General features: G+C 41.6%; 22 protein-coding genes. 14 read left to right on the forward strand and 8 right to left on the reverse strand.

Annotation, left to right across the window (positions count from 1 at the left end; translation table 11 throughout):
* The first annotated feature begins 46 nt into the window (after window positions 1-46).
* Entirely contained in the window at window positions 47-934 is an 888-nt protein-coding gene (locus IGI71_RS06165; RefSeq protein WP_016610366.1) for an SDR family oxidoreductase, read from the forward strand.
* A gap of 82 nt (window positions 935-1,016) precedes the next feature.
* Here IGI71_RS06165 and IGI71_RS06170 read toward each other — a convergent pair whose 3' ends face one another.
* Both IGI71_RS06170 and IGI71_RS06175 read right to left on the reverse strand, forming a co-directional pair.
* Window positions 1,017-1,775, reverse strand: coding sequence for a hypothetical protein (locus IGI71_RS06170; RefSeq protein WP_430616264.1), 759 nt, complete (start codon window positions 1,773-1,775; stop codon window positions 1,017-1,019).
* The gene (locus tag IGI71_RS06175) at window positions 1,772-2,521 is read right to left on the reverse strand and encodes a helix-turn-helix domain-containing protein (protein ID WP_430616265.1); all 750 of its coding nucleotides are present in this window, start codon (window positions 2,519-2,521) and stop codon (window positions 1,772-1,774) included. Before IGI71_RS06175 ends, IGI71_RS06170 begins: the two co-directional genes overlap by 4 nt.
* A 184-nt stretch (window positions 2,522-2,705) precedes the next feature.
* On the opposite strand from IGI71_RS06175, the gene IGI71_RS06180 reads away from it, so the two are divergent.
* The 5 genes from IGI71_RS06180 to IGI71_RS06200 all read left to right on the forward strand — a co-directional run bounded on the left by IGI71_RS06180 (window position 2,706) and on the right by IGI71_RS06200 (window position 8,217).
* Window positions 2,706-3,281, forward strand: a complete 576-nt coding sequence (locus tag IGI71_RS06180) for a WxL domain-containing protein (RefSeq protein WP_271292708.1) — start codon at window positions 2,706-2,708, stop codon at window positions 3,279-3,281.
* A 16-nt stretch (window positions 3,282-3,297) separates the two neighbouring features.
* Window positions 3,298-4,347, forward strand: coding sequence for a DUF916 and DUF3324 domain-containing protein (locus IGI71_RS06185; RefSeq protein ID WP_413130578.1), 1,050 nt, complete (start codon window positions 3,298-3,300; stop codon window positions 4,345-4,347).
* Window positions 4,348-4,365: 18 nt separating this feature from the next.
* On the forward strand, window positions 4,366-6,528 hold the full coding sequence (locus IGI71_RS06190) for a lectin-like domain-containing protein (RefSeq protein ID WP_430616266.1): 2,163 nt from the start codon (window positions 4,366-4,368) through the stop codon (window positions 6,526-6,528).
* Window positions 6,529-7,209: 681 nt separating this feature from the next.
* On the forward strand, window positions 7,210-7,578 hold the full coding sequence (locus IGI71_RS06195) for a DUF7006 family protein (protein ID WP_010747931.1): 369 nt from the start codon (window positions 7,210-7,212) through the stop codon (window positions 7,576-7,578).
* 276 nt (window positions 7,579-7,854) lie between these two features.
* Entirely contained in the window at window positions 7,855-8,217 is a 363-nt protein-coding gene (locus tag IGI71_RS06200; RefSeq protein ID WP_430616267.1) for a hypothetical protein, read from the forward strand.
* Window positions 8,218-8,292: 75 nt separating this feature from the next.
* Here the strand turns inward: IGI71_RS06200 and IGI71_RS06205 are convergent, their stop codons facing one another.
* Entirely contained in the window at window positions 8,293-8,727 is a 435-nt protein-coding gene (locus IGI71_RS06205; protein ID WP_015509453.1) for a MarR family winged helix-turn-helix transcriptional regulator, read from the reverse strand.
* A gap of 58 nt (window positions 8,728-8,785) precedes the next feature.
* Window positions 8,786-9,196 (reverse strand): Ohr family peroxiredoxin, encoded by a 411-nt coding sequence (locus tag IGI71_RS06210; RefSeq protein ID WP_430616348.1) that lies wholly within the window; start codon window positions 9,194-9,196, stop codon window positions 8,786-8,788.
* 247 nt (window positions 9,197-9,443) lie between these two features.
* Here IGI71_RS06210 and IGI71_RS06215 point away from each other — a divergent pair, with 247 nt between their 5' ends.
* Both IGI71_RS06215 and IGI71_RS06220 read left to right on the forward strand, forming a co-directional pair.
* Complete coding sequence (locus tag IGI71_RS06215; protein ID WP_005225691.1) at window positions 9,444-9,656, forward strand: hypothetical protein; 213 nt, start codon at window positions 9,444-9,446, stop codon at window positions 9,654-9,656.
* A complete protein-coding gene (locus IGI71_RS06220; protein WP_010747934.1) occupies window positions 9,653-10,612 on the forward strand; it encodes an SPFH domain-containing protein in 960 nt (319 codons plus the stop codon). Before IGI71_RS06215 ends, IGI71_RS06220 begins: the two co-directional genes overlap by 4 nt.
* A gap of 65 nt (window positions 10,613-10,677) precedes the next feature.
* Here IGI71_RS06220 and mprF read toward each other — a convergent pair whose 3' ends face one another.
* Window positions 10,678-13,224 (reverse strand): bifunctional lysylphosphatidylglycerol flippase/synthetase MprF, encoded by a 2,547-nt coding sequence (gene mprF / locus IGI71_RS06225; RefSeq protein ID WP_430616268.1) that lies wholly within the window; start codon window positions 13,222-13,224, stop codon window positions 10,678-10,680.
* A gap of 2 nt (window positions 13,225-13,226) precedes the next feature.
* A complete protein-coding gene (locus IGI71_RS06230; protein ID WP_005225694.1) occupies window positions 13,227-13,952 on the reverse strand; it encodes an alpha/beta fold hydrolase in 726 nt (241 codons plus the stop codon).
* A 266-nt stretch (window positions 13,953-14,218) separates the two neighbouring features.
* Between IGI71_RS06230 and IGI71_RS06235 the strand changes: the two genes are divergently transcribed.
* From IGI71_RS06235 to IGI71_RS06245, 3 genes are all read left to right on the forward strand, one after another.
* Window positions 14,219-15,244, forward strand: coding sequence for an NAD(P)/FAD-dependent oxidoreductase (locus IGI71_RS06235; protein WP_005225695.1), 1,026 nt, complete (start codon window positions 14,219-14,221; stop codon window positions 15,242-15,244).
* Window positions 15,245-15,444: 200 nt separating this feature from the next.
* Window positions 15,445-16,320 (forward strand): cation diffusion facilitator family transporter, encoded by an 876-nt coding sequence (locus IGI71_RS06240; RefSeq protein WP_430616269.1) that lies wholly within the window; start codon window positions 15,445-15,447, stop codon window positions 16,318-16,320.
* A gap of 131 nt (window positions 16,321-16,451) precedes the next feature.
* Window positions 16,452-16,622, forward strand: coding sequence for a hypothetical protein (locus IGI71_RS06245; protein ID WP_005225698.1), 171 nt, complete (start codon window positions 16,452-16,454; stop codon window positions 16,620-16,622).
* 116 nt (window positions 16,623-16,738) lie between these two features.
* On the opposite strand, the gene IGI71_RS06250 is transcribed toward IGI71_RS06245, so the two are convergent.
* Window positions 16,739-17,002 (reverse strand): hypothetical protein, encoded by a 264-nt coding sequence (locus IGI71_RS06250; RefSeq protein WP_123833853.1) that lies wholly within the window; start codon window positions 17,000-17,002, stop codon window positions 16,739-16,741.
* Window positions 17,003-17,170: 168 nt separating this feature from the next.
* Between IGI71_RS06250 and IGI71_RS06255 the strand changes: the two genes are divergently transcribed.
* Together IGI71_RS06255 and IGI71_RS06260 are read left to right on the forward strand one after the other, a co-directional pair.
* On the forward strand, window positions 17,171-17,659 hold the full coding sequence (locus IGI71_RS06255) for a GNAT family N-acetyltransferase (RefSeq protein WP_151195360.1): 489 nt from the start codon (window positions 17,171-17,173) through the stop codon (window positions 17,657-17,659).
* A gap of 30 nt (window positions 17,660-17,689) precedes the next feature.
* Entirely contained in the window at window positions 17,690-18,427 is a 738-nt protein-coding gene (locus IGI71_RS06260) for a MurR/RpiR family transcriptional regulator (protein ID WP_010747939.1), read from the forward strand.
* A gap of 23 nt (window positions 18,428-18,450) precedes the next feature.
* Here the strand turns inward: IGI71_RS06260 and IGI71_RS06265 are convergent, their stop codons facing one another.
* Complete coding sequence (locus IGI71_RS06265) at window positions 18,451-19,221, reverse strand: MurR/RpiR family transcriptional regulator (protein WP_231434968.1); 771 nt, start codon at window positions 19,219-19,221, stop codon at window positions 18,451-18,453.
* 171 nt (window positions 19,222-19,392) lie between these two features.
* Between IGI71_RS06265 and IGI71_RS06270 the strand changes: the two genes are divergently transcribed.
* A complete protein-coding gene (locus IGI71_RS06270) occupies window positions 19,393-20,784 on the forward strand; it encodes a glycoside hydrolase family 1 protein (RefSeq protein ID WP_010747941.1) in 1,392 nt (463 codons plus the stop codon).
* The last annotated feature ends 8 nt before the right edge of the window (window positions 20,785-20,792 follow it).

The raw sequence follows: 20,792 nt of genomic DNA on the forward strand, positions 1-20,792 counted from the left end.
CAAACGATGACAAATAGAAGTAGAAATAATCAAGGAGGAAACGAGCATGTCAGAAAAAATCAACAATCCGTTAACGAAGTATTATGATGGCAAATTTGAAAAACAGGTGCAAGAAGCACCGGCGATTCAAGGAAAGATGCAGCCAGTACCTGATTGTGGGGAAGAAAGCTACGCAGGTTCAGACAAATTAGCTGGACGCAAAGCATTAGTGACCGGTGGTGATTCTGGTATTGGTCGAGCAGCAGCGATCGCTTTTGCCAAAGAAGGCGCCGATGTTGCAATCAACTATCTTCCTTTTGAAGAAGAAGACGCGCAAGAAGTCAAAGCAGTCATTGAAAAAGCTGGACGCAAAGCAGTCTTGATTCCAGGAGACTTGAAAGATGAAACCTTCGCTCGTCAATTGGTTCATGAAGCAGCCAAAGAATTAGGCGGGTTAGATACATTGGTTCTAAATGCTGGGATGCAACAAGCGGTGAAGGACATCAAAGAGTTGACTACGCAACAAATTCAAGACACCTTTACAACGAATATCATCTCGATGTATTGGACAGTCCAAGAAGCATTGGATTACTTACCAGCTGGTGGAAGCATCATCACGACCACATCGATTCAAAGTGCGGAACCAAGCGCCCATCTTTTAGACTATGCAGCCACGAAAGGTGCCATTACTTCCTTTAGTAAAGGGCTAGCTGCGCAATTAAGTGAAAAAGGCATTCGGGTCAATACCGTTGCGCCTGGTCCAATCTGGACGCCACTTCAAATTTCTGGTGGACAACCACAATCTGCGATCCCAGAATTTGGTCAAAAAGAATTGATGAAACGTGCTGGACAACCAGTCGAATTAGCGCCAGTCTATGTTTTCCTAGCCTCTGATGAAGCAAGCTATGTAACTGGACAAGTGTACAGTGTAACGGGTGGTAGCTTCTTCGCTTAACATTCCCTGGTTAAACACGTAGGAAAAAAGCTCGAGCAAAGAGGCTCGGGCTTTTTTTGCGGATGAAAATGGAATCGGCAGCTTACTTTCCTTGTTTGGCAAACATCTTGGTCATCATCAGTTGATTGATCTTTGCAAAAACGGCTGCCCACTCTTGTTCGGCTTGCAGGTTAGACAGTAAGACTAATTTTTCGGAAAAAATCACTTCTTCATAGCTATCGGTGATCAAAAGATCGGCTGCTTCCATCTGGTTAACAAAAGTCACTGAAGCTTTGGAATAAATCGAACGGATCCTTGTCTCGATCATTTGCTTCGTGCGGTATTGGATCGTCGTTTGAATATAGATCGATACGGTCGGGGGCGTATTCATCTGTGTTTCCAAATACAAGAGATGCGCAAGATAAGGCAACTGTGTCTGTTCAAAATACTCTTTATCCAAGTCAGCAAATGGATACCTTTCAACATGGGTCAGTAAAAGTGTGCAGATTGCTTCATAGGTTTTGTCTTTGGAAGGAGCATTTTCAGTCAACAGTTGGTGTTCGAGCTGCCACACTTCCAGAAGATCGATGCCGATAATGATCGATAGATTGAAGACCAGCAGACAGCTGCTTAATAATTTTTCAAATTCGGCGACTTCTTGACTTGGAGCAAACGTATCGTGCCAATCTTTGATCATTGCAGTGAAAAAGCGCACAAGATCGGTATCAGAATGTTTGATCTCTTGGATGATCGCTCGATTCTTCTCTTGGGGAATCACCCCTGGCAAAAAGACATGCAAAAAGAAATTTAAGTAAAGATATTCTGACTGAAGCGTCTTTTCTGAGGCATAATCGGCACTCAAAAAAGTGATTCGAGGATTTCTTCTGGTAAAAAACAATAGAAATTCATCAATCCCATGTATTTATCAGGAATCGCTGGCAAATATTTTTTCTGGATCGTTCGGCTGACCACTGCTTGCCAAAATGCAGCGAGTTTATTTTTCGTCAACGGATCAAAGTGAGAAACAGCAAAGAACGCTGTAAACTCTTCGACATTTTTATGGGAAACGCTCGGCAATAGCCACAAATCAGCAGACGCACTTTGGGTCAAGAAACTGTAGGTGAAAATACGGATATCAAGCTCTTTTCCAGCAAGAACGATGCGATTATTCAGGTCTGTTCGAATTTGGATTTGAAACTTTTCCAATAGTTGATTGATTTTCTTGATCAACCGATACATATGCGATTGGCTGACATGCAAATCCAAACATAATTGCGTCAAGGTCATTTGCGGGCGCCCAATCAAGTAGTGAATCAAGGTATATTGTGTGGAGTTGAGCAAATAATGATACATCAATTTTGCATAGAAAGGTTCATTATCCTCTGCTCGCTCAACAAAATACTGATTGTAATGATTTTTTGATAGAAGCAGGTGAGGGGAAAGCAACTGCAAATCTTCATTTAAAAAATAAATATATTTTTGCAGACTTTTTTGTGGGATGTTCAAAACTTCTGACAGTTGGACCAATGTCACGCCATTGGAATTACAGACAACTTTGAAAATCTCTAATTTCTTTTCTTCTGCGGGAGAAATGAATTCTCGATACATAAGGGATTCTCCTTTTTGGCGTTTTTTTTACGCTAAATCTGTGAACCGTATGATAACCATGATGGATTATACTTATGATAGATGAGAATAGAATGAAAAAACACCAATTAAATTATTATTTTTTAAGGCTGTTTTTTTGATTAACCTCGGTTTCTCATTAAAAAAAGTGAAGGAAGAGATGAAAATGAATAAAAAGGCAGTAATGTTAGGTTTGGTCGGAATGGGTTTAGGAATGGCGCCGACTGCGGCAGCTGCAGCAGAAGCGAATCCAACGGCTTCAATGACGAGTCAAGCAACGCTAACGATCGAACAAGGAATCTTGTCACTGGATCAGGTGACTAATTTTAACTTCGGTACAAGCAGTATCCAAGAGATCGCTACCGATGAACAAGTGATTCAAGCAACGTCGAATGAAGTGACATCGATCACAGATTACCGTGGGCCGAATCAAGCTGGCTGGCAGTTGACGGCGCAATTATCGAAAATGACGAATGCTAGCGATAACGAGCTGGCAAATGCCAAAGTCACTTTAAATGGTACAACGGCTTCTGGCGATGCAGCGCTAGTCGCGGGCACCGAATTGATGGTAGGGGCAACAGACCCAACGCTGATTGCTTCTGCTAATGGCACAACTGGCTTAGCAACCAATGACTTTAACTTTTCCAATGCTTCATTAACCGTACCGAAGCAAAATGTGAACAGCGGCACTTATAGCGGCACGATCACTTGGACATTAGCGAACACGTATCAAGCAGAGTAGGAAAGAAAGGGCGACAATGAAAAAACAAATCAAGTGCTTCGTACTCATTAGTTTCTTTATCAGTTTGTGTTGCGTTACGAAAGTCACCGGTCATGCACAGACCACACGGTTCACTGTAACCCCTGAACTTCCCCAAAATCAAGTCAGTGACGTCAGTTATTTCGACTTACTGGTAAATCATGAGACCGAACAGAATTTGACCGTTGCCCTTCATAATACAAGTCCAGACCCGTTGACCATTAAAGCATCCGCACTAAATAGTTATACGGCCTCTACTGGGATTATTGCGTACCAAGCAGAACAGACCGCCGAAGAGAATCAAGGAATCTCTTTTAGTGAATTGATTGAAAATCCAAGGCAGACGATCCAACTTGCCCCTGGAGAAAGCTATCAGGTTCATTTTACCCTTTCAATGAAAGGAAAAGAATTTGCAGGAGAAATACTTGGTGTGTTTGCCTTTGAAGAAGAACCGTCAGAGACAACTGAAAGCCAGCAAACAAATCTGCAAGCCAACTATAAAATTCAGCAAGGGGTCCGCTTGCGTCAGAATGTGGCAACCATGCCTGATCCCCAATTGTCTTTGATTAATTCTGAGGCGGCGGAAAGAAATGGTTCTGCTGCTCTCAAAAGCAGTATCCGCAATAGTCAGCCCACAGCATTTGGCAAAATATCTGTGAAAACGATCATACGTGAGCAAGACAGCGGCAACAAAGTTGGTGGTTTTTCTGCAGAGAATTTTCAAATAGCTCCAAATTCGGTTTTGGAGCTGTTTAGTACCTTTGATCAGAACATTCTCGAACCGGGGACCTATCTGTTACGGATCGAGTTGAATGCGCCTAAAGGAACGTGGGTGTTTGAGGATTCGGTGGTGGTTGATCGCAAGCAAGCCAACCTTATCAACCGTCAGACAACATTAGGTGCAGCGTATCTTCAAAAACAGTACTGGTTCTATGCTTTAGGGATACTACTCTTCCTGCTTGTCTTGCTTCTTTTGTTCTTTTTGTACAAGCGACGCAAAAAAGCAGAAGCAGATGATGCACCGGCAATGCAAGAAGAATCAGAATGAAGAAAGCAGGGGACAGCGATGAAAAAGTTTGGCATTAAACGATGGTTCTATGTACTTCTTTTTAGTTTCTTTCTGATGGGCTGGCGGCAAGAGACAATCTATGCTGCGGTATCTGTTCCGGACTTTCCTACGTTGGCGATTGACGATTCTTTGATCACTCCTGTGGGGCAAGCGGGTTCGCCACAAGGAGAGTCAGGATTCAATTATGTTCAGATCAATGATGGAACTACTACCAATTCCAGTGGTGGTGTTTGGTTTAATAAGCCAGTTTCCTTTACTCGCTCCTTTCGCTTAGAAATGGCATTTTGTATCGATAATACAGCAACGGACAGTGATGGGATCGCTTTTGTGATGCAAAGCAATGGTTTAAATGCACTGGCGCAACAAGCGGGACCGACGATTGGTGTCTGGTCAAATTCGGGAGGAGCGACTCCTTTAAGTACTGGGGCGATCCCCCAAAGTTTTGCGATTGAATTCGATACATTTTATAATAATGCAGGGTTGACGGGGGACGGAATGATGGATCGTGATGTTCCTTCCGGCCATCATATCGCTTGGAATTTTCCAGGTTCAAATGACGCATATACCACCGATGGTTGGCTGATTATTGACAAAGTCTTAAACCATCGAGATACGGTATCCGTACCAGATATTTCCGATGGGCAGTGGCATATTTTTACAGTAGTCTTTGATCAGCCGACGCAAACGTTGCGTTACACCGTACCAGATTTCGGTGTTGATGTGACGGTTCCTGTTGATGACACCTTCAAATCGAATTTGAATCTCACCAATAGTGCACCGGTCTATTTTGGTTTTACAGGTGCAAACGGGGGCTATGTTCAAGAAAAAGCTGTGGCCTTTGTCGATGTTGAAGGACTAGTAGAACTTGATATGCGAACCGGTGTTTTTGAAAAAGACCCAGTCAAACTATTGTTGGATACTGGTACGACACTTGCCCAGCCAGCCACTGTCGACAATAGCAAAACCATTACTTATGCGACCTATCTCTCCTATAAAAGCACCAGTGATCTAGCTGACTTGGAATCGGGAATCTTGCTCTCATCGCTTTTTCCAGAAGGACTATCATTAGTTCCCGAGGCGGTTTATTTTGGGAAAGCCAGTGAAATCATGGTTAATGGCATGCCTGAAGGCGGAACTGCCTTGCCCTTTGCCATTGAAAATGGACAATTGGTTGTGACACTGCCCGACATGGTCAAAGGGAATGAATACATCGTTCACTTTTCCGTCAATTACACAGAAGCTCCGCTCGATCAGAATTTAGATGTAGCCATCCCTGTCCAAACTGTTTTTAATGGAAATGCTTTTGTTTCCAGTATGACATCAGGTGATCCAGAAACTCATTATTATCAAATGACCGGATCCTTTCCACCGACTCTTTCAACAGGTTCGGCGTCATTGGCAGAAGCAAAAGCAGACCTGCAGATCGTGCGGCAAAAGCGCAATTCCTACATACCGATCACGATTGATGACCAAAATTCGACCCAAGCCAAAATATATGTCACGGATTTCTTTACGGAGGATAAGACAATCACCGAAACGGATTTCTCTGAAGCAGCGTTGGTTGAACGGGGAACATTGTCGGAGCCATTGTCGGATACATTGGCACTAGACACCTCAGATCTAGAACCGGGCACAACCTATTATCTTGCGTCTTATGTGATCGATACAGAAGGCAATCGATCGGCGACACGTTATTATGGCATTGACTTTCGAGGGATCATGGTATTTGAGCGTGCGCCTGCTTCAATCAACGCAGCGGCAGTGACCTTGAATGAACTCGCAAGATCCATCAGAGACGATGGCTTTGCTTATTTAACGATTTCTTTTGATCAAGAAGCCCTTTTGTCTGTCAGCAATACCAGCGAAGGGACCTGGCAGTTAAGCGGCCAGATGACTGATTTTATGCAAAATCAGCAACAATTAGCGGAGGAAATCCAATTGGTCCTCTATGATCCGGTGACCAATCAGCTGGTGGCTTCTGTCACTTCTGAAGAACAAGTGATTTTCCAACAGCAGCCAACAGGATCAACGGACTTAACTCTGGATCTTCAGGAATATGATTGCTACTTTCGCTTTGTTCCCAAGGTGGATTTGATAGAACCTGGTACCTATTCAGGTACGGTCAATTGGCAGTTGGAGAGTACGATTGTAGACGAATAAAAAAAACGCCATTACGGCGTTTTTTTTATTAAAGTTCTCAGTCGATCAATGCTAAGCTTGTCGACTTTTCGCAATTTTTAAAACTAATGATAGGCCTGCTAAAGCAAAACTGCCGTATTTAACGAATTTTTCCAAGGAATCTAAAGTTTGCTGTTTTTTGCGTTTGCAGTCCGGACAGCTTTTTTCATTGCCAGTTAACTTCTTGCCGCATTTACAATGGTTCTTCATCTTTGCTCCACTCCTCGTCTCGTTTATTTTGATGACTTTCTCTACTTTAATTATACATGTTGCTGAAGGTTCTGTCTGAAATTATGCTGTCTCCGTTTTTTGTGAAGGGCAATAAGGGCTGCTGGTTGTTTGTTTCAAATCGATCGCTGATAAGGGATGCGATCCTTGGCGGTTGATTTTTCGTATAGAAGAGAGGCAATCTATCTAAAAAAGGAGGGAAATCTGACAAATTTCTCATTTTCAGATGTTGCTGATTCGCTTTGCTTATCAGTTCAGCAAAATTTTGCTATTGTGGAGTAAGATTGAGGAATCAAAAAACGACTTCTCCTTTTTTTCTTGATTCTATCCTTAATCTGAGAACGAAAATCACCGATAGTATGCTATATATAGGAACAGGGAGCCATCCTTGACGATGTCGAATATGGCATTTGAATGAAAGGATTGATGAAATAAGTGATTTCTTCAATAATCTATACGGACACAAAGGCTTATTTGGATAAGGTGGTCGATCAAGCACTGTTGAATTTGTTAAAATCTAATTATCCCAAAGTCTATGATCATGTACAACAATTGATTGCTAACTTTGAAGAAACGATCCAACAAATTGATCACTCAAATTTTTGGCAATTGATGCCAGAAATTTTAGGCTATGACTCACGCTTTGTCTTGTTGAACTCGCTGCAATTGTCAGAAGACAAATTTTTGACGGAAATCGAGGTTATTCAGATGATCGAACGCGATTATCCGAATTTGAATAAAGAGTTTTGTGGCTATTCCTTAAAAGAAAAAGAGCACGAAAGCCTGATCTTCAACATCCAATAAGCGGTTCTTCTTAGAATCACTTGATAGAAAAGAAAGCGACTAGCGCATCTAGTCGTTTTTTTTTATGGAGAATAAGGAGAATTAAACGTGTTATTTATCATTAAAATAAAAAATATTTTGAAATTATGAATAAAATAGATTATTATTGGTATATAATCCTTTTAGTGAAAGAAAAAACAATCGTAAAATGTAGAGGATAGATAGCTTATGTCAATAGCTGCGATTGTTTTGATTAGAAAATAAGAACCAGCCTGATTGGCATGGAAAGGAGCAGTTATGGATTACTTGAGTTTTTCAAAAAAAGAGTGGGAAGTCTTAGTTTGTTTTTGGGCTGTGGATGAGCCGCTATGCTGTACCGAATTTAGTGAACGCTTCGGCTTGAATCGCAACACGTCATTGTCAGTGATTCGTAAGTTAGTCAATAAAGGGATACTTGAGATCGCAAGTATCAAGATGAGTGGATCAGTTTTGGCTCGTCGTTTCCAACCAGCCGTCACCGAATTGGAGATTTTGCAAAGTGGTTTGTCGGAGGAACAAATTTTTGAATTGGTAAAAATTGCGATCAAAAAAATTGAAGACCCAGAACAATTAACTCAGTTGCGAAATGTAATTGGCGAATTGAAAACCAAAGCTTCGTAGGTCATTCCGTTTTCTTCGCTGTTTGTTAGTGAAGTGTTAAAAGATAAAAAAATGATCCACTGTGAAAACAGCGGATCATTTTTCTTGTTCTTGAAATTTTTGGACCATTTTGGTCGTCAATTCGTGGAGGACTGACAGTTCTTCCGGTTCAAGGGGCAAGAATTCCGTTACTTTGTAGGGGATCTCAAGCGCTTGTTCATGGAGTCGTTTGCCTGAATCAGTCAATGTGACCCGCAAGGAACGTTCATCGTCTTGATTTCGATTTCTTACTAGGTATCCTTTTGCTTCAAGCTTTTTTAAAACCGGTGTCAGTGTGCCAGAATCTAGACATAATTGCTTCCCCAATTCTTTGACACTGATCGCTTCATCTTCCCATAACACCAACATCACTAAATATTGGGTATAGGTCAAATTCAACGGGTCCAGTAAGTCTTTGTACTGTTTGATAATTTCTTTTGAAGCGGCGTATAGAGGAAAACACAATTGGTTTTCTAACGCTAAGACATTCATGTTTTCACCCCTTTTTCTAACATCCGCCTCTTATCATAGCTGTTTTTTCAACGAAAGTCTACTCGCTAACGGCTTTGACAGTCACTTCAATGTTGCCAGCTGTAGCTTTTGAGTAAGGACATACGGTATGAGCGATTTCAAGCAATTCTTGTGTTTCGTCTGTTGATAAACCTTCGATTTGACCTTCGATCTCAACGCCTAAAACAAAGCTTGATTCACTTTCTGCGTATAAAGTCACTTGTGCACTGACAGTTGAAGCACCGTCGATTCCTTTGTTGCTTTTCACCAATTCAAGGGCACTATTGAAACAAGCACTAAACCCAGCCGCAAAAAGTTGTTCTGGATTGGTGGCATTTTCAACACGTTTGCCAGGTGCAGTAATATTTAGTTCAAATGAATGATCGGGACTATGAACTTCTCCTGAACGGCCACCAGTGTTGATCATTTTAGTAGAATACATTTTTTTCATCATTTCTTCACTCCTATTTTTTATATTTTGTACAATTTGATTGTATGCAATTTAATGAGAAAATGCAAGGAATTGGTTTTCAGCTCGTCTTTTTTTCTAAAAAGGAGGGAATTATGAAATGTATACTGTCCTCTTGGGTGAAACGTGCTATTATAGTTAGTAACACTTGTCATAGAATGAACGAATCAATTGAAACGAAAAATAACCTGCACGAAGGCAAAGAGGGTGGAAAATCATCGTAGACTACATGGAACAACGAGCGGTTGGACGTTATTTTCGATCGCTGACGGATCATTATTCAGGCTATATCCGTCTTTATGGCACCTACACAGAATATCGGGTGATTGCAGGGATTCCTGCTGAAAATGTCATGTTAGAGATTATCGGGGTTGAAAACGGTGTCTTATTGACCCGTGTTAACAATACATTATTTGAAAATGGAAGAGGGTTTTTACAATGATCATTATCCAAATTATTTTAGTTATCTTCGTATTAGTGATTCTGATTTGGCTGATCGCAAGCACTGCTGTGATCGTTCGTCAAGGGGAAGTCAAAGTTGTGGAAAGTTTTGGGAAATATGTTCGAACGTTGGAACCAGGTCTTCATTTTCTTGTTCCGATTTTATATACCGTAAGAGAAAGAGTGTCCTTGAAACAGATTCCTCTGGAGATCGAACCGCAAAGTGCAATTACAAAAGACAACGTAATCGTGCAGATCGATGAAGCAATCAAATACCACGTCACAGATGTTCGTGCCTTTGTTTACGAAAATGAAAACTCCGTTATCTCAATGATTCAAGATGCCCAATCAAACTTACGGGGGATCATCGGGAAAATGGATCTGAACGAGGTTCTAAATGGAACTGAAGAAATCAACGTGGCTCTATTTACTTCAATCAAAGACATCACTGCTGGCTATGGGTTAGCGATCGACCGGATCAATATCGGGGAAATCAAAGTTTCCCAAGAAATCATTGAATCAATGAATAAATTGATCACAGCTTCAAGAGACAAAGAATCCATGATCACAAGAGCCCAAGGGGAGAAATCTTCTTCAGTCTTAAGTGCCGAAGCCAAAGCTTCTCAAATGACGATCGACGCGCAAGCTCGGGCAGAACAAACCCAAATCGATGCAGAGGCGCGGGCAAAACGTGTACGGATCGATGCTGAGGCAGAAGCGGAACGAATCGCGAAAATCACTGAAGCTGAACGCAAACGGATTTTAGCTATCAATGAAGCAATCAAAGAAAGCCAGCTAGACGAGCGCTCCTTATCTTATCTAGGGATCGAAGCCTTTAAAGACGTGGTCAACAGCAATACCAACACGGTCATTCTGCCATCCAATATGACGGAACTAGGAAATATTCCAGTCGTCAAACAACTTTGGGAAAACGCACCATCTAAATCAGCAGAATAACTTCTAAGCGTAATAATTAAAAAAGCTCAAATGCTCCGAGAATAAACCGGCGCATTTGAGCTTTTTTATTTCGTTTTGTCTGCCGCTTGATTATCGACAATCAACAGGGCAATCATGACATAACCGATCCAACTGTCCCGAGAATATAAGATGTAGCGAGGGGACCAAGAAGCGGCATATTTCTGTTTGTATTCTCGTAGCCCTTCAAAAGAATAGAAGCGAGAACCAAAGGTGTAAACGAGATAGGCGATCCGCTCTTGCAAGAAACTACTGCGGAAAGTACCAACATTGGCTAACGGTGCCATGCCTAAATCGAATTGTTGATACCCATGTTCTTTAAAATAGTCAAACAGCTGAATAAACAAGAAATCCATCGTTCCATTTGGCGCTTTTTCAGGATCGTGGCGCATCAAATCGATGGATGCCAGACCTGTTTGATACGTGGGCATAAAGGAAGCGAACGCGACGATCTCTTGTTGCTGATTACGGACGACTGCAATTGGTGCGGTACTTAGATAGGATTCTGAAAAGAATCCAAGGGAGAACCCTTTTTCTTTCCGTCCATCTAGCCAGTTGTCAGAAATTTCCTTAAGAGTTGCAAAGGTTTCGGCTGAAAAGGGTGGGGTGAGCACATCAAAGGTAAAGCCTTCTTTAGTGATCTTGTTGTTCAATGCTCGCTGTCCCTTCATTTTCTTTCCTGAGAGGGTGAAGCTAGGCAGATCCACATAGGCTTTCTCACCGAATTTGATAAAGTCATACCCAAATTCATGTAGCAGCATCACCATTTCTTCACTACTTTCATAAAAGACCGGTAAGTAATTCCACTGATCCATCTCTGTTAGGAAGGTTTCCAGTGCCTGTGGAAAGTCTGCTTGCTTCCCAGAAGGATCCCCCATGACTAAGCATTTATTATTAAAGGTCGTAAATTGAAAAAAGACCGTCGGCTCGCCGATTTCTGGATAAACGTACACTTGCTTGTCTTTTAAATACACAAGATGGCTGTCGCTATTGCCGCCATAGGTGTTCAAAACATGCTTCACTTTATCAGTGGCGGCACTGATGCCTAGTTGGTGCTTTGGTCCCATCAAGTAGCGTGCAAACAGCAGCATCGCAACGGCGACAAATAAAATCGCAACGAAACCTTGGAGCCATAATTTTTCAGAAGGGAAAAGCAAAAAGTCCATCGAATGGTGATGCATCGGATGCCGATTGAGATGGGGCATATTGTAGACCCCGATAATGACATAAAGGATCGTCAACGAACCAATCAGCAAACCATCGATCGTCAACCATTCCCACGAGAAGACTAGCTGTTTACGGAATAACTCGCTTTTTGAAAAAATCATGATCGCCAGTAATAATAGAAGAAACAGCATGGTCGAAAAGCGGAATCCTGCAAAAATAGCATAGCCGATCGTTGCTGCGATCAACAAAAGCGTCGGCACATACGCGCGACTGACACGGGCAGAGATCCCTCGACCGGCAATCAAAAAGAGATAGCCGAGAAAGATACTCGGGTACTGCATCACAAAATTCAAGCGAATCGGATTGAGGTGGGCTAACCATTTGATTTGATCAAAGGCTTCTGGGATCGTGGCGGAAAGCACCAACATCGTTCCAGTCAGATAAAGCAGCAACACTTCGATCTTGTGGAATACTTCCAACAACAAGCTTTTTGGAATACCAGAAAAGCGCTGGTTGAGGGAGACGCCAACATTTTTTGAAAAAAAGATCAAACCGATCAAAAAGGGAATAATGTAATAAAACAGGCGGAACAGCAAGAGCCAGGCAATGACACTTTCACGGGGAATCTGTAGTGAACCCATTCCCATGATCATCATGACATCAAAGGTTCCCAGTTCCCCGGGAATCATCGAGACGATCCCAATCACGGAAGCAGCGATGAAAAGCGGCAACAATTGAAACACATCCACCGAGATGCCCATCAACAGACCCGTCGTAAAGAAGGCGGCAAAAACACCCAGCCATTCCAACAAGGAAGCGGCGATCAGCTGCAGACGATCGTGTCGTTGCAGCCCACCTAAGTAGGCATTTTTTTTGGAAAAACTAAGCGCATAGACGATTGGAAAATAAAGACTGCCGCCTAAAAGCCAGATCCAATACTGTTGGAGATAATCGGTCGTGGGACCGAAGAGGACGAATGCCAGAGCAGCAAGCGATAAAATCGAAAGACCAGACATTAGGTAGATAAAAATCTTCGATATTGCTTGGGCAACGTCTTTGCCTTTTTTTCCTTTGCCATAAAATTCCGACCGTAACCCGATACTGATGAAACCGCCAAAGCCGATCAAATTGTTCATGGTATTGATGATCCAGCTGGTTTCTAGTAAATAACGGCGATCAGGTTTGTCCCCTAGCAAGCGATTCAAGACGATATCATATAAGACCATGGGAAAGACACACAGTAAGCCAATGACAGCCATTAAAGCCACTCGCCAAAGGGATAGCTGCGCAAACAATTGTTTTAGTTGATCAATCGAGATCGTCTTGCTTAACGAAAGCAGCTCGCCGAACACGATCACGGCGACTGCAATTAAGAAGAGGGTTTTAAACAGTGAGCGGTGGTCGCGGAGCCAAGTAAAGATTCTCATAGTTATTCACCGACCTTTTCTAAAAAAGATAAAACTTTCGTATTAAATACTTCTGGATTTTTTCGTGCAAAACTATGTCCTTGTCCTTTGACGACGATAAAATTGGACTGAGGAATACTGTTTGCAATATAAAAAGAATGGGAAAGCTTGATCGAATCACGTTTGCCGACCAAAATCAATGTCGGCACGCTGAGGTGATTCAAATCGGCTGTAGATAAACCGATTGGACGAAACAACAATCCCAAAATAGGCAGAAAGCCCCGCATGCCTTTGGAGAATGGGGAACAAAGCCAAACGATCAGATATTGCAAGACACTGCCGATTCGAGAAAAGAGCCTCACACCTCGCGGTTCCGTGTTGCCAGAGTTTAAAATCATGCAGCTGACATGCTCTGGGTAGAGATGGCAAAAGACCATCGCCAGATTGGCACCATCGCTAAATCCTAGTAAGGCGATTTTCGTTAGCTTTTCTTGCTGAATAATTGCTAAAAGATCCGTTGCCATTTTAAAAAAATCGATTTTCTTCTGCGTATTAGTGGATTTGCCATGCCCTCGACTATCGATTAAATACAGTTGATGTTTTTGACGCAAGGCGTCGACCTGCTTTGAGAAATAGGCACTGCTGCCGCCATTTCCGTGCAGTAAAAAAAGAGGGCGTCCTGAACCGGTTTTCTCGTAATAGAGGACAGACCCGTCCGGTAAGGGCGCGTAACATTTTTCAACTTCCATTTTTTCACCTACTTTCTAAGAGTATACCTTGAAGTCAGGGACGATCACAAATATATCACTAGATAAAATGAGAAAAAATAACAATCTGCTCATCTTTTTTTTACCAGAAGTTCAGGAAAAGGCTTTTTTCTTTACAATGTAAAGAAAAATAATTGGTAAACATAATTAATTTGTTTTCAGAAAATTCTTTACAAATGGACGATCGTTGTCTATAATCGAACTAACTAATTGAGAATGATTTTCATTTACGAAAGAGAGGCTAGCCAATGACCACTATAGCAGATGTTCTGATTATCGGCGGAGGACCCACTGGACTCTATGCGAGTTTTTATGCTGGATTACGTGATCTATCGGTCGTATTGTTTGAAGCACAAGCCGAATTAGGCGGGAAGATCAATTTCTATCCTGAAAAAATGGTCTGGGATGTGGGTGCATTGCCGCCCACCAAGGGAAAGAAAGTCAAAGAACACTTGATTGAACAGGCCAAGTTATTTGATCCAACGATCTATCTGAAAACGAAAATCATTTCATTGACCAAGGAAGACGACCTTTTTTATGCAGTGGATGACCAAGGGAGGACCCATGTTGGACGCACCGTTTTAGTCTGTATCGGCGGCGGTGTCGTTTCTCCGCAAAAATTGCCATGTTTCATCCATAATAATGTCGACAACTATATCCACTATCAGTTTCCTGACCAGCAAGCGATCCAAGGCAAGCATCTAGTGATCTCTGGCGGCGGTGATGCGGCAGTGGATTATGCGATCGAAGCAGTGTCTTATGGTGCCAAAGTCACCCTGTGTTACCGAGGAGAAAAATTGAAAGCCCATGAAGCACAAGTAAAGAAGATGAAAGCAGAAGGGATTCAAGTGCTGATGAATCACACCATCGATGGGGTGAATCAAGCAGAAACATTCAATATGGTTCTACGACTAAAAAACAGTGCCAACCATGAAACGATCGATTTTTTATGTGATCATCTACTGATCCAACACGGGTATGACCGTGACAGTGGCTTGTTAGATAAAGTCTCCTTTGATCTTGCACGCCATGAAGACTTTTACCTCAATTGCGAGATTCCTACAAAAACTAGCCATCCCGGTGTTTTTGCGGCGGGCGACATTCATTATTTCAAAGGCAAAGTGAATCTTTTGGCGGGAGCCTTTCAAGATGCTGCGCAAGCAGTCAACCAAATCAAACACTATTTAGAGCCGACCAGTGTCCCACAGGCGATGGTTTCATCCCACAATGAGAAATTCAGTGAAAGAAATCGCCAGTTGTTGGTGAATGAGTAGCCGTGCTTCTTTGTGAAAGAAAAAGTAGAAAAAGCAGGAGTCCCTTATGGGTCCTGCTTTTTTGGTGTCCTCAGAACAGAAATTCGTTTCACTAGAAGTGAATGTTTGCCGCTCCTAAAAAATAAAATCTCTCAAATAAATGATGCAAACTGTGAAAATTTCAGCTATTATTTTCAAGTTGACTATTTGGAGGGGATGACATGAATCAAACAAGATACGCAGAATTAAAACAAGCAGAAAGAGGCGCCATCTTAAGTATCGTTGCTTACATTTTGGTTTCGATCGCCAAACTTGCCATCGGTCGTTTGGCAAACTCTGAAGGACTATGGGCAGATGGGTTGAACAATGCGACGGATATCGTAGCGTCGATCGCTGTCTTGATTGGTTTGCGTTTGGCTCAAAAGCCAGCAGATGAAGACCATAAATATGGTCATTGGAAAGCAGAAAACGTGGCGAGTCTCGTAACATCCTTGATTATGCTGGCAGTCGGTCTGCAGGTTTTATGGTCCTCCATTCAAACGATTCTACTCGGTGAAACGCAAAGTCCCGATATGATTGCGGCAGTCGTCGGTATCATTTCAGCTATTTTGATGTATGGTATGTATTACTACAATAAGCGATTATCCGCTCGCGTAAAAAGCCCCGCTCTGCTAGCAGCTGCTAAAGACAACCGCAGCGATGCGTGGACGAGTATTGGAACGGCGATCGCTATTTTTGCCGCCTCATTTGGTATCGGTTGGCTGGACAGTTTGACTGCGATCGTGGTAGCTCTTTTGATTATCAAAACCGCCGTCGATATTTTTCGTGAGAGTGCCTTTTCACTTTCTGATGGGTTTGATGAATCGCTAGTCGTGGAGTATGAAGCGGCAATCGCTGGTTTTTCTGAAGTGAAATCTGTCAAATCGATTCGAGGAAGAATGTATGGCGCCAATGTTTTTCTCGATGTCGTCGTGACGATGGACAAATCTTTGACGGTTGAAAAGAGTCATAACGTAGCAGATGCTATTGAAGATCTCTTAGCTGATCGTTTTCAGGTGTTTGATACTGACATCCACATCGAGCCTGCTACCGAATAAATTTTCTGGAAAAACCTTGATAGGACAAGGATGTAAACCACCCGTTTCCTGTTTGTAAACTGAAAAGTTCTTACGGAACCTGCTCATTCATGGCAAACTAGAGGTAACAAAGGAAGAAAGTAGGGAGCCCTATGAATAATAAGCAGGTAGTAGAAAATGAGTTAGTTATTTCTTTAGATAAAATGGATGAAACAGAAATGATGGCACTTTGCCAACAATATATTGCGGCTATTGATGATAGCCAAGTCCTCTTCGCTTTACTGAAAAAAGTTCAAGCCTCTAAAGCAGCAGTAAGCAAATAAAAAACAAACCGGCATCTTATGCATTGATGTTCCCCTCAGCGAAAGCGAAAGGCGCATTGATCAACAGGAAAAGATGCCGGTTGTTTTTTGATTTGTTTGAGTCTTTTTAAAAACTTTTAAAGGACGTTTAATAGTGCGATTAACCCATAGACGAACAAAGAGGCTATTCCTAGAGGAACAATGCGTCGAAATATAATCTCTTTCAAGCGCTTGCCTGCTTGTCGTTCTTTTTCATAGTTAGGATCATGGGCATGCGCTTTAAATTGCTGAGGAGAACGAGAGAAGATCAAGCCATTGGTCATCGATAAAACCCAGCCAATCAACGCCATGAAGAACGAAACAAAAATGATTGCCAGTAAAAGTAGTTGCAAGAGCTGCATCGTGTTGCTACCTCCTTTTCGTCACCATTTTTTCACTTCTAGTTTACCATCTTTTGAGACATTTTGGGGTCTTTGTTCCACGTGCCCTTTCTTTTTTTTCCTTATCCCTTATAATAGAGATATTTATAAACGAGTTTTTGTTTCGTGCAGCAGAAAGAAGGGGTTCTTATGGCAATCACAAAAAAAATCGTTCAATCACCTGAAGATTTCCAAACGTTGGATCGTTTGATCAAAGAAATCTGGCCAGAAGTGTTTACACCAATCATTGGTTCGGATCAAGTCGCGTATATGCTGGCTCATTATCAATCACCAGCAGCGATTCAAAACGAAGTCCAGCAAGGAGCCGTCTATCTTTTACTAATGGAAGGTGACCAAGCAGTGGGGTATACAGCGTATGAAGAAACGCCGCAGCAGATTTATTTAAGTAAATTGTATCTCCACCAATCCACTAGAGGCAAAGGCTATGCCAGCCAAGTCTTTGATTGGTATGAGGAAATCGCCTCAGGCAAAACGTTGCATTTAAACGTCAACAAACAAAATCAGCAAGCGATCGCTGTTTATGAACATCGCGGCTTTGAACGCGTTTCTGAACGCACCGTTACGATTGGTTCGGGATTTGTTATGGATGATTTTATTTATGAGAAGAAGATGGTTTGAAGGCGAAGGTGCGCAGCAAGGAGAAAACTGATGGAACTCACTGCCGAGAATAAGTCATTTAGTAAGAAAGAATGGCAACTATTTCAGTACGTATTAAATCAGCAAGCAGAAGTCTGTTCGATGTCTATTCGTGAGTTGGCGGATGCAACAAAAACTAGCTCAACGACTGTTCTACGGTTTTGTCGAAAATTTGATTGCGAAGGTTTTTCAGAATTTAAAATCAAGCTGAAAAAGACGTTACAGAAACAAGGAAAGACTGATCGATTATTCAAACAAGATAAAAAAGCCCTGCACTATTTTTTTGAACGTATGGATGAATCCTTCTATCGAGAAACATTATTAACGATCGCCTACCGAATAAGTAAAGCAAAACTTTTGATCTTAGCCAGTGACAGGGAATCAACACTTGCTTTGAGCTATGCCCAACAAAAGTTTGCACGTTTAGATAAGATCGTGAGCGTAGAGGAAGAAGCAGCACCGATTAAATCTGTTTGGCGAACCTTAAGTAGCGAAGCCACGTTGCTGGTTTTTTCTAATAAAGGCGCCGATCCATTCCTTGAATCCTTGATTACTGAATGTACCACCGCTGGAATTTCGACCATTTCACTGACAAATCGTTCAACAACGTCAATTGCTAAACTATCTGAGCGAAATTTTGCTTATTATTTTTCCGATAATCAAGCAGCTGATTCATTGTCCTCACAAATTCCAGCCATTTATTTGGTGGAACTTTTATTTGATTTAGTTACAGATTGTGAAGATCGCTGAATAAATGAAACTACCTGCGCCTATCAGAGAAGTTCTTCTGATAGGCGTATTCTTTTGGCAATTTTTTCAATTAAATAGATTGCTGGTAGTTGAGAAGTCAGTTCAATGGTTTTCTCTTTTTTCTGACTGGCTTTAAAAATGGTCTCTCTTTCGATGTAATAAGGCACCGTTAAGTCGGATAACTGGCTGATGGTTGAATCTTCGGTATTCGTGATGGCAATAATCTGACAATCTTTTTGATTTAACTTTTGTAAGTATCGAATCATTTCTTGTGTTTCTCCAGAAATAGACAAAACAATGATACCGGTTTTGCACAATATGTCTTCTGGAAACCAGTCGATAGGATAATTTGAGGGATCGTCAACTTTTAATGCCGTTTTTCCAAAGTCAGTAAAATAGAGTGCGCCATATTCCGCAATCGTTTCAGATAAGCCTGATCCAATAAATAGCACGAAGCTTTTGTTCTTAAGAATCTCTGTTGCTCGATCGATTCTTTCAGATAAAAAGGGCTGGTTTACTCGCTTCAAGAAATCAATTGTTTGGGATTCATCACTATCGGATATTTTAGATTTTACGAGAGAATCTAAGTAAAAGCGCAAATTGATCTTAAATTCAGTAAACGTATTACATTCAAATTTCTTGCAAAAGCGGCTAATACTAGCAGTACTGGTATGGGTCTCTTTGGCAAGTTCTTTCATCTTCATTTTAGACACTGAAGCCAAGTTTTTTGATACAAATCGGTAAACCTCGTATTCTAGTGCAGTAAGTTCAGGATTGTAGTCAAGAAAAAGCATGATGCACCTCCGTAACAAAGTGTTTTTTTTGTGGAACAAATGACAAGGGATGAATACGTTTTCTATTTTGGATTATAACATTATATTGATTTTACTTCATGCTATACTTTCGTTGTTCAATAATGTAAGCGGATGCTTCGCTTAGTAAAAAAGGAATTGTAGGAGGGCGACATGGCGTATAATTTTTCGAAGGACTTTTTCTGGGGTGCAGCAACAAGTGCGACACAATCAGAAGGAACGATTGCTGGAGACAATAAAGGAGAAAACATTTGGGATTATGCATCAAAAAACTATAACCATCGGTTTTTTGAAGGAGTTACAACAGAACATACATCAAGGTTTTATCAGGAAATGGAAGCGGATTTGGATCGAATGGCGGCACTTTCTTTTAATTCTTTTCGGACTTCGATCTCTTGGTCACGTCTTATTCCCGAAGGTACAGGGGAAGTTAATCCAGAAGCTGTTGACTTTTATACCAGAATGCTTGATGGGTTAAATCAAAGAGGCATCAAACCGTTTATCAATCTTTATCACTTTGACATGCCAATGAAATTACAAGAAATCGGCGGATTTGAAAATCGTGAGGTCATCGAAGCGTATCGGGCGTATGCAAAAATTTGTTTTGATCTATTTCATGAGAAAGTTGCTTACTGGTTTACCTTTAATGAGCCGATGATTCCAGCAGAAGCCGGCTATTTGCATGACCGACACTATCCTTATGTAGTTGATTTTAAACGAGCGGCGCAAGTACTTCACCATATCATCCTTGCTCACTGTGAGGCAGTTAAGGTCTTTCGACAAGGAACATATCAAGGAAAAATCGGTATCATTATGGATGTGATTCCAGTTTACCCAAGAAGCCAGCATCCTGCCGACTTAAAAGCAGCGGAAATGGCAGACCTCTTCTATACTCGCTCGCTTAATGAAGCGATTTTAAAAGGTCGTTACCCGCAGGAGTTAAAGGCTATTTTAACGCGCTACAACCAAATGCCACGAGTGGAAGAACAAGATCTTGCCTTGATTGCTGAAACAACGATTGATCTGTTAGGAATCAATTATTACCGTCCACGGCGAGTGAAAGCCAAAGAATCTTTGCCTAATCCCGAGGGAGTTTTCTCACCAGAATGGTTTTACGATGATTACGAGATGCCTGGCAGAAGAATGAATACTTCAAGGGGGATTGAGATTTATCCTCATGGCTTGTATGATATCGCTAAAAAAATCCAGTTAGAATATGGGAATATTGATTGGTTTGTTTCAGAAAATGGCATCGGAATCCAGGGAGAAGAAACATTTATCGAAGGGGGGCAAGTGCAAGACAACTACCGAATTGCTTTTTTAAAAGAGCATTTAATTGAGCTTCATCAAGCAATGATGGAGGGGAGTAACTGTCTGGGGTATCACATGTGGACATTTGTGGACTGTTGGAGTTGGCAGAATGCGTTCAAAAACCGCTATGGCTTTTATCGTCTGGATTTAGAAACGGGAGAAAAAACGATGAAAAAGTCTGGTCTATGGTTTAAAGAAGTGATTCAAAAAAATGGTTTTTCAAACGAATTTTAGGAGGGTTT

This window comes from Enterococcus sp. DIV1279b, from assembly GCF_050531515.1.
Lineage (GTDB): Bacteria > Bacillota > Bacilli > Lactobacillales > Enterococcaceae > Enterococcus_D > Enterococcus_D casseliflavus.

What these genes read in the sequence shown, in the direction of transcription:
- IGI71_RS06235 (WP_005225695.1), top strand. Translation starts at nt 14,219, where the DNA reads ATGACCACTATAGCAGATGTTCTGATTATCGGCGGAGGACCCACTGGA.
- IGI71_RS06185 (WP_413130578.1), top strand. Translation starts at nt 3,298, where the DNA reads ATGAAAAAACAAATCAAGTGCTTCGTACTCATTAGTTTCTTTATCAGT.
- IGI71_RS06215 (WP_005225691.1), top strand. Translation starts at nt 9,444, where the DNA reads ATGGAACAACGAGCGGTTGGACGTTATTTTCGATCGCTGACGGATCAT.
- IGI71_RS06240 (WP_430616269.1), top strand. Translation starts at nt 15,445, where the DNA reads ATGAATCAAACAAGATACGCAGAATTAAAACAAGCAGAAAGAGGCGCC.
- IGI71_RS06250 (WP_123833853.1), bottom strand. Translation starts at nt 17,002, where the DNA reads ATGCAGCTCTTGCAACTACTTTTACTGGCAATCATTTTTGTTTCGTTC.
- IGI71_RS06175 (WP_430616265.1), bottom strand. Translation starts at nt 2,521, where the DNA reads ATGTATCGAGAATTCATTTCTCCCGCAGAAGAAAAGAAATTAGAGATT.
- IGI71_RS06270 (WP_010747941.1), top strand. Translation starts at nt 19,393, where the DNA reads ATGGCGTATAATTTTTCGAAGGACTTTTTCTGGGGTGCAGCAACAAGT.
- IGI71_RS06200 (WP_430616267.1), top strand. Translation starts at nt 7,855, where the DNA reads ATGGATTACTTGAGTTTTTCAAAAAAAGAGTGGGAAGTCTTAGTTTGT.
- IGI71_RS06255 (WP_151195360.1), top strand. Translation starts at nt 17,171, where the DNA reads ATGGCAATCACAAAAAAAATCGTTCAATCACCTGAAGATTTCCAAACG.
- IGI71_RS06210 (WP_430616348.1), bottom strand. Translation starts at nt 9,196, where the DNA reads ATGAAAAAAATGTATTCTACTAAAATGATCAACACTGGTGGCCGTTCA.
- IGI71_RS06265 (WP_231434968.1), bottom strand. Translation starts at nt 19,221, where the DNA reads ATGCTTTTTCTTGACTACAATCCTGAACTTACTGCACTAGAATACGAG.
- IGI71_RS06230 (WP_005225694.1), bottom strand. Translation starts at nt 13,952, where the DNA reads ATGGAAGTTGAAAAATGTTACGCGCCCTTACCGGACGGGTCTGTCCTC.
- IGI71_RS06190 (WP_430616266.1), top strand. Translation starts at nt 4,366, where the DNA reads ATGAAAAAGTTTGGCATTAAACGATGGTTCTATGTACTTCTTTTTAGT.
- IGI71_RS06245 (WP_005225698.1), top strand. Translation starts at nt 16,452, where the DNA reads ATGAATAATAAGCAGGTAGTAGAAAATGAGTTAGTTATTTCTTTAGAT.
- mprF (WP_430616268.1), bottom strand. Translation starts at nt 13,224, where the DNA reads ATGAGAATCTTTACTTGGCTCCGCGACCACCGCTCACTGTTTAAAACC.
- IGI71_RS06165 (WP_016610366.1), top strand. Translation starts at nt 47, where the DNA reads ATGTCAGAAAAAATCAACAATCCGTTAACGAAGTATTATGATGGCAAA.
- IGI71_RS06220 (WP_010747934.1), top strand. Translation starts at nt 9,653, where the DNA reads ATGATCATTATCCAAATTATTTTAGTTATCTTCGTATTAGTGATTCTG.
- IGI71_RS06205 (WP_015509453.1), bottom strand. Translation starts at nt 8,727, where the DNA reads ATGAATGTCTTAGCGTTAGAAAACCAATTGTGTTTTCCTCTATACGCC.
- IGI71_RS06260 (WP_010747939.1), top strand. Translation starts at nt 17,690, where the DNA reads ATGGAACTCACTGCCGAGAATAAGTCATTTAGTAAGAAAGAATGGCAA.
- IGI71_RS06180 (WP_271292708.1), top strand. Translation starts at nt 2,706, where the DNA reads ATGAATAAAAAGGCAGTAATGTTAGGTTTGGTCGGAATGGGTTTAGGA.